The organism is Pseudoalteromonas sp. TAE79, from assembly GCF_000498015.1.
In the GTDB taxonomy this organism is placed as follows: Bacteria; Pseudomonadota; Gammaproteobacteria; order Enterobacterales; family Alteromonadaceae; genus Pseudoalteromonas.
Genome location: NZ_AUTL01000047.1, coordinates 1 through 7,040, shown reverse-complemented (window position 1 = coordinate 7,040; position 7,040 = coordinate 1). Strand labels below are relative to the sequence as shown.

Here is a 7,040-nt window from a genome sequence, read left to right as displayed (position 1 = left end):
CCCTTGTTCATTGCAGCACACCACATGGAAAAATCTTTTTGCTATATCTAAACCAATTGTTGTAATCTTCATTTTGGTCTTCTTGTCCCTTTGATTATTGTAACCACTTTAATCATGGCACATAGATGCCGTATAGGGAGGAGACCATTACATCAGGTTAAGTAATATCGTTTAATAAAATGGCTCTGTAGCTAACTAGCAACAGAGCTTTTTTTATAACTCGACTTTTTAAAGGTCGCTTTTCCACCTCGTTTAGCAAAGCGTTTTTTAGGTGAACTTTTTGGTAACCTTGCAAATGCATTGCTATCGCAGTTTGCTGCTAATTGTACAAACCCATTTAGGTCAGTAAGTAAAGGCTGTAAAAATTGCTGATAACTCATTACTTGCTGCGCGATATCACCTAAGCTCGATTCCCACTTTGCGGTTAAATCAGGACTCGCTAAACCTTGTGGTAATACGCTAATAAGGGCAAGTCCCGTTTCGGTCGCTCTAATTGACTTACCTTCACGTTTTAAAAAACGCCGCTTAAATAACAACTCGATTATTCCCGCACGTGTTGCCTCCGTACCTAAACCATCAGTGTCTTTTAATACTTTTTTAATTTGTGGATCTTTAACATAACGACTAATGCCGGTCATCGCAGCCAATAATGTAGCATCGGTAAAATAAGCAGGAGGTGATGTATGCTTTTCGACCACTTCGCCTTGCTCACAAAAAAGAGGCATACCTTTAGTTAAAGGAGGTAACGTAGCTTCATCTTTTAATTCAGACTTACCCATTAATACCTTAAAGCCCAGGCTTACATCTTGTTTTGCATTTGCTTTAAATAATCCGCCAGCGATTGTTATCTCTGCTTTAGTTTCGTTATAAATATAGTCGGGATAAAACTGAATTAGGTAATGGCGGCTTATTAATTGATATACCTTCGCTTCGTCACCGTTCAAACTCGCTGACTTTAACTGCTTAGCCGTAGGCACAATGGCATGATGGGCAGCCACTTTTGAATCGTTAAAACATTTACTACGCTTTTTTACATCAGCCCCGTTTACTAATTCACTGCTTTGCCCACCATTAGCACTTATAGCTTTAAAAATAGCTGATGCATCTTGATGGTGATCTTTAGGTAAATAACGATTATCCGAGCGTGGGTAAGTAATTAATTTATGACGTTCGTAAAGTATTTGGCAAATATCCAACACTTTTTGAGCTGGCATACCAAATGCTTTAGCCGCATCGATTTGTAGTGCAGATAAATTATAAGGTAATGGAGCACTTTGTTTTTTTTGTTTTTGGTCAAGTGAAGTAAGCTCAGCACTTTGCTTTGTAATGCGTGAAGCAACATTTTGTGCGAGTGCTTTGTTAAGTATTCGCCCTTCTTCATCTTGATGTGGCTCACATGCTTTACTAGGAACCCACTTAGCTATGAATGGCTGGTTATCTGGAGTAAGTAAATGCGCCAGTACATCGTAAAAAGGCTTAGATACAAAGTGTGCTATTTCGTTATCTCTATTAACAACAAGACCTAAAATAGGGGTTTGTACTCGCCCTACCGAAAGCACATTACCAAACCCTGCTTTTTGCCCAGCTAGTGTGTATGCACGTGTTAAATTCATACCAAATAGCCAATCAGCACGAGAGCGCGCTAAAGCAGATACACTTAGCGGAATAAAATCTCGATTAGAACGCATAGTACCCAGTGATTTTTTTACCGCCGATAAGTTTAAATCACTAATGAGTAAACGTTGCGTACTCTGCTTTTTAGCCTGACTTATTTTAGCTTCTTCAATTACTTGATCGACTAGTAGCTGGCCTTCACGGTCTGGATCGCCAGCGTGAATAAGTTGCGAGGCTTGTTTAATTAATTTTTTTAAAACAGTGAGCTGTTTGCGAGTTTTGGTTTTGGCTTTTAACTTCCACTGTTCAGGTATTATAGGTAAGTGTTCAAACTGCCACTTTTTAAAGCGCTCATCGTAATCATCGGGTTCTGCTTGTTCTAGCAAATGTCCAATACACCACGATACACAATCGCCATTAGCGACTTCTATATAACCATCATATTTTTTATGTGGTTTTGGTAACGCATCAGCAATAGCGCGTCCAAGTGAAGGTTTTTCTGCAATGTAGAGTTTCATAGCTTGCTTACCACTGTTCATATAAACAGTAGTTTAGCACAGCTATTTTAAAGGAGGGGCTTTTTTATGATTATTACCAGTTACTGTCTTATTATTTTTAATTACAATATAAATTAGCGGAAGATAACACACCACTACGGTGAGCGTATTAATTAAAGGTAAAAGCGTTTTATACATTAACGTGCTATAAGATAAATCCCAAAGGTGGCGATCAACAACGCGAAAAAGTTGTAAAATTGGTGCCATTATAACAACCAACTGACCTAAAACACATTGCCATAAATAAACTTTATCTTTTATCCCAAGATAGGCAATTAAAGCCATCCAAGCTATGTCATTAAACGCCCAGACAAGATATCTATATATATAAATATCTTTATCAAACTCTTTTAAAGAATCGTATATAAGTGCACCAAATAAGAAAAATACACCTGTGACACATACAAATCGTAATGCTAAAAAATCTTTACGCAAATAGAAAACAACAATAGCTGGGATTAAAAATAAAACCCAGCTAAGTTCAAGAAATGTAATTACCTTATCAACCCATAAAGGCATTGTTATTCTTTCGTCTTATCGTCATCTCCGCCAGTACCATTTCCAGGCATATCGCTATACTTATATTTTTTATTCACGGGCGTTCCATTACATATGTTAAGGAAATGTACTGTAAGCTAAAATGATGAAATTGCCAAGATGCTTAGGCAATTAAGTACCCTAAATTAAAACAAAAAGTAGTGAGATATAATACCAAGCAATAGCTTAACGTACATCAATAGGAGCAGACTCTTTAGCCTTACCTTGCAGGATTGATATTTCTACTCGACGGTTTCTTCGGCGATCTTCATTTGAATCGTTTGGAACAAGTGGACGAGTATCAGCTCGCCCCACTACCATCATGCGGTTTTTATCAAACCCTTGCACCGTTTGCAGCTCGCTTGCTACAGCTACAGCTCGCTTTGACGATAAGTCCCAATTATTAATATATAGCTCATTCGATACCTGAAAATCGTCGGTATGGCCAGATACAGTTATTTCGCCAGGTACATCTTTTAACAGTACACCAATATCTTGAATTATGGGTTTAAACTTAGGTTGTAAAAATGCACTACCCGAAGGAAATGAACCATTCTCTCTAATACGAATAATTATTTGCTGCCCTAAAGATTCAAGCTCAATTGCACCATCTATTATTTGCTTTTCAAGCTGCTGCGCGATTTTTTTAACGAGCTCGTTAGTTTGTTCCTGATCGGCCGCTGAAGTTGCTTGCTCTGACGATTGCTCTTGAGAAGTACTACGAGATTCGCCACCACGTTTGTCCCCGCGTTGTTCTTGCCTGCCACCAGCTGAGCTTTCATCTCCAGCCTGAAACTCTAACATTTGTTGAGTCATTTCTACTGTTTGTTGTTGAATAGTTTCTATTGGAGTGGGTTCTGGTTTGCCTGGGGTAAACTCCATAGCAATAACAGAGGTACCTTTAGGGATATCTTTTACTTCAATTTTATTCTGCACACCAAAAGCAAACTTCATAGAGCCCGCAATTTGTTTAAACTTAAGTACATCCATTTCTGAAAACGCAAGCAAGAGTACAAAAAAGCACATTAACAGTGACATTAAATCGGCAAACGTTCCCATCCATGCTGGTAGGCCTGGTGGTGGGCATTTGCACTCTTGATCAGACATAATTACTCCTCGGTATCTACTTTACGTTTAGATTCAGCTAAGTAATTTTTCAAAATACCTTCGATTACTTTTGGATTTTGGCCATCTTGTATACCTAAAATAGCATCCAAAATTAAACGCTGATTCATAGCCTCTTCGTCTTTACGCAGTTCAAGTTTTACCTGAATAGGAATTGCCACAACATTGGCTAAAAACGCACCATATAAAGTTGTTAAAAGCGCTACCGCCATTGCCGGGCCAATTGCTTTTGGGTCATCCATGTTAGATAACATTGCAACTAAGCCAATTAGAGTACCAATCATTCCCATTGCTGGTGCAATATCGGCTAATGACTTAAATAAGCCTGCGCCCATTTCATGTCGAGTAGTGGTTAAAGAGATATCTTTTTGAAGTGTGGCACGAACAACATCTGCGTCATGGCCATCAACAAGCATGTCGACGCCTTTGCGCATAAATGGATTTGGGATTTCAGCTTCTTCGAGTGCTAAAAAGCCTCCTTTACGAGCTGAATCAGCAAGCTCTACTGCTTTTTCAATAAGTTCTTCTGGCGTTTCAATTTTAAACATAAACGCTTTAGCAACAACTTTACCTATCCCCAAAAATTGCGACATGGTGAAGTTTGATAAAACAATAAAGAGCGAACCACCAAATACAATTACACTTGAAGGGGCATCGGCAAACATAGCCATTTCGCCGCTACTACTCATAAACATAGACATGACAATTAAGCCAATTGCGCCTAGGATCCCAATTATGGTTGCTAAATCCACATTTCCTCCAGAAGTTTCATGCTTAATGGCCTTATCATAAACTTTTATTATTAACTGATTATCGGCAACATATTGAATTGCTTAAGCCATTTTTATAAATAAACATAAAAAGCAGCCTTTAGCACTATTTTAGATCAAGTTATAAGGGCTACCTAATTATCAATTGATTTATTAAATCAACAGACCGCTATTAAGGCTTTATTAATGCACTTGAAATATAATTTAACGTGATAAAGGTAAAAAACCAATATCATCCTTTGACCTAGTTTAGCATTCCCCCTAAAATTGACCCCTAAATTTATTATGTAAGCTGAAATAAAGATGGCGACTAAAAAACCTGAAAACTTAAGTTTCGAACAAGCACTAGAAGAATTATCTACAATCGTTAGTGACATGGAACAAGGTGACTTATCGCTTGAGCAATCGTTAAAGCAATTTGAGCGTGGAATTGCATTAGCAAGTGCTTCATCAGGTAAATTACAGCAAGCAGAACAAAAAGTATCAATTTTGATGGGGAATGGCGAAAAGTCAGTTCTTACGAATTTTGATAATGATATGGAATAGCTGTGAGCATAAATAATTATATCGAACGTGCTCAAAAAGATGTAGTAGCGACCTTACAACAGCATTTTAAACAGCCTCTCGATACTGAAGAAACGGTAAAGAACGCCACCCAGTATGGATTATTTAATGGCGGTAAAAGATTACGTCCATTTTTAGTTTATGCCACAGGTAAAATGCTCGGCGCAAACCATCAAGACTTAAACGTACTTGCTGCTGCAATTGAGTGTATTCATAGCTATTCGTTAGTCCATGATGACTTACCAGCAATGGATGATGACGACTTACGCCGCGGACGCCCTACTTGTCATATAGAGTTTGGCGAGGCAAATGCAATTTTAGCCGGTGATGCTCTTCAAACTCTTGCTTTTGAGCTTATTGCGAATCACAAATTTGAATGCTCATCGCAAACACAAGTAAAAATGATTGCTACACTTGCCCACGCATCAGGCCTTCAGGGTATGGTTGGCGGACAAGGCCTTGATATAGCAGCAACTGATAAAGTAATTACCGTACAAGAGCTTGAGCGAATACATAAGCTAAAAACCGGAGCTCTAATTAATTGCGCAATTACACTTGGTGCACTGTGCAGTGAAAAGGCTGATCAACAAACCTTAGAAAATTTAAGTGTTTTTGGGTATGCTATAGGGCTAGCATTTCAAGTACACGACGACATTTTAGATGTTGAAGGCGATACAGTTATTTTAGGAAAGCCACAAGGCTCCGATATTGCCGCGAATAAAGCGACATATCCGGCGTTATTAGGTATGCTAGGCGCTAAAGAAAAGGCGCAAAATTTAATACAACAAGCCCATGAAGCGTTAGCAAATATAGATGCTGACACAACACTTCTTGCGTCGCTAGCAAATTATCTAATTGAGCGTGACCACTAATTTTTGCTCATACGTATTGCAATTAGCACTGACATTATTACTCAACATTAATTATTCGTAAAAGCTTTGAATTAATTAATGTTAGCGAAGGATATATATAAAACCATGACACTTGATAGTAGCAAGTATCCATTACTTAATTTGGTTGACGAGCCAGCCCAATTGCGTGACTTAGCGCAAGACAAACTCCCTGCATTTAGCAATGAGCTGCGCGATTATTTACTCAACTCAGTATCGCAAAGTAGCGGTCATCTAGCGTCTGGTTTAGGGACGGTTGAACTAACCGTTGCCCTGCATTATGTTTATAACACTCCAGACGATCGCCTAGTTTGGGATGTGGGTCATCAAGCTTATCCGCATAAAATTCTTACTGGTCGTCGCGAGCAAATGCACACCATTCGCCAAAAAGACGGTTTACACCCTTTTCCTTTTCGCGATGAAAGCCAATACGATACGTTTAGCGTAGGCCATTCAAGCACCTCTATTTCAGCTGCCTTAGGTATGTCTATTGCTGCACAAAAAGAAGGTAAAGGTCGAAAGTCTGTAGCCATTATTGGTGACGGAGCTATAACCGCAGGCATGGCATTTGAAGCGATGAATCATTTAGGTGATGTAAAATCAGACATGCTTATTATTTTAAATGATAACGAAATGTCGATTTCTGAAAATGTTGGCGCATTAACAAATCACTTTGCTCGAATTTTATCAGGTAGCTTTTATACTAACATTCGTGAAGGTAGTAAAAAGTTACTCTCAGGAGTGCCTCCGGTAAAGCAACTTGCCAGTAAAATGGAAGAGCACATTAAAGGCATGATGATCCCGGGTACCTTCTTTGAAGAATTAGGCCTAAATTACATTGGTCCCATTGATGGTCACGATGTAAACATGCTTGTAGATACATTACGTAATATGCGTAATTTAAAAGGCCCACAGCTTTTACATATAAAAACCCAAAAAGGTAAGGGCTACAAACCGGCTGAAGCCGATCCTATTGGCTATCA

Annotated in this window: 7 protein-coding genes; 3 read left to right on the top strand and 4 right to left on the bottom strand. The window is 38.7% G+C overall.

Annotated features, from left to right (window positions below):
• Window positions 1-191 precede the first annotated feature (191 nt).
• From L655_RS0101295 to pomA, 4 genes are all read right to left on the bottom strand, one after another.
• A complete protein-coding gene (locus L655_RS0101295) occupies window positions 192-2,132 on the bottom strand; it encodes a DNA topoisomerase III (protein WP_024603831.1) in 1,941 nt (646 codons plus the stop codon).
• Window positions 2,133-2,174: 42 nt separating this feature from the next.
• Window positions 2,175-2,690, bottom strand: a complete 516-nt coding sequence (locus tag L655_RS0101290; RefSeq protein WP_024603830.1) for a hypothetical protein — start codon at window positions 2,688-2,690, stop codon at window positions 2,175-2,177.
• A gap of 204 nt (window positions 2,691-2,894) precedes the next feature.
• Complete coding sequence (locus L655_RS0101285) at window positions 2,895-3,815, bottom strand: flagellar motor protein MotB (RefSeq protein ID WP_024597196.1); 921 nt, start codon at window positions 3,813-3,815, stop codon at window positions 2,895-2,897.
• A gap of 2 nt (window positions 3,816-3,817) precedes the next feature.
• On the bottom strand, window positions 3,818-4,585 hold the full coding sequence (gene pomA / locus L655_RS0101280; RefSeq protein ID WP_024597197.1) for a flagellar motor protein PomA: 768 nt from the start codon (window positions 4,583-4,585) through the stop codon (window positions 3,818-3,820).
• A gap of 321 nt (window positions 4,586-4,906) precedes the next feature.
• Here pomA and L655_RS0101275 point away from each other — a divergent pair, with 321 nt between their 5' ends.
• The 3 genes from L655_RS0101275 to dxs form a co-directional block, all read left to right on the top strand.
• Entirely contained in the window at window positions 4,907-5,149 is a 243-nt protein-coding gene (locus L655_RS0101275) for an exodeoxyribonuclease VII small subunit (RefSeq protein WP_002961738.1), read from the top strand.
• A 2-nt stretch (window positions 5,150-5,151) separates the two neighbouring features.
• Window positions 5,152-6,039, top strand: a complete 888-nt coding sequence (ispA, locus tag L655_RS0101270) for a (2E,6E)-farnesyl diphosphate synthase (protein WP_024603829.1) — start codon at window positions 5,152-5,154, stop codon at window positions 6,037-6,039.
• A 105-nt stretch (window positions 6,040-6,144) separates the two neighbouring features.
• A partial coding sequence (dxs, locus tag L655_RS0101265; protein ID WP_024603828.1) for a 1-deoxy-D-xylulose-5-phosphate synthase occupies window positions 6,145-7,040 on the top strand: 896 nt, incomplete at its 3' end.